This is a genomic window from Halomonas sp. ND22Bw, from assembly GCF_003011945.1.
Lineage (GTDB): Bacteria > Pseudomonadota > Gammaproteobacteria > Pseudomonadales > Halomonadaceae > Halomonas > Halomonas halophila.
Window position 1 is genome coordinate 1 of the sequence record NZ_PXWD01000429.1, and the last position, 339, is coordinate 339.

General features: G+C 64.9%; 1 protein-coding gene and 1 pseudogene. Both read right to left on the minus strand.

What is annotated here, in order from left to right; genetic code table 11:
* On the minus strand, positions 1-222 hold a 222-nt coding region (locus CVH10_RS18770), incomplete at its 3' end, for an ArsB/NhaD family transporter (protein WP_369335879.1).
* A pseudogene (locus tag CVH10_RS27320) lies at positions 222-339 on the minus strand (arsenate reductase); the annotation flags it as partial. The gene CVH10_RS18770 and the pseudogene CVH10_RS27320, both read right to left, overlap by 1 nt.

Consider the following 339-nt stretch of genomic DNA (forward strand, 5'->3'; position numbering starts at 1 on the left):
CCCGGCCTCGTCGAGCAGCAGACTGATGACGATGATCGCGACGAAAGCAGCGGTCGCGTTCCAGACGATGCCCCACACCACCGGCACGTCCGAGAGAGTGACGAAGCCAGCGAGCAAGGCGACGACGGCACCGCCCATCGCGCTCCATCCAATGCCCAGCCCTTTCGGTTGCCAGATGACGAGCGCGATCGTGGCGACAAAGATCAGGACGGCAAGAAGCATCAGGCGACGCGCTGACCCGACGCATCGACCACCTGTTCGCCGTCTTCCTTGGTGAACGCGCCGAGCTGGTCGCTCGGCAGCAAATCGAGGACGGCTTCGGACGGGCGGCACAGCTTC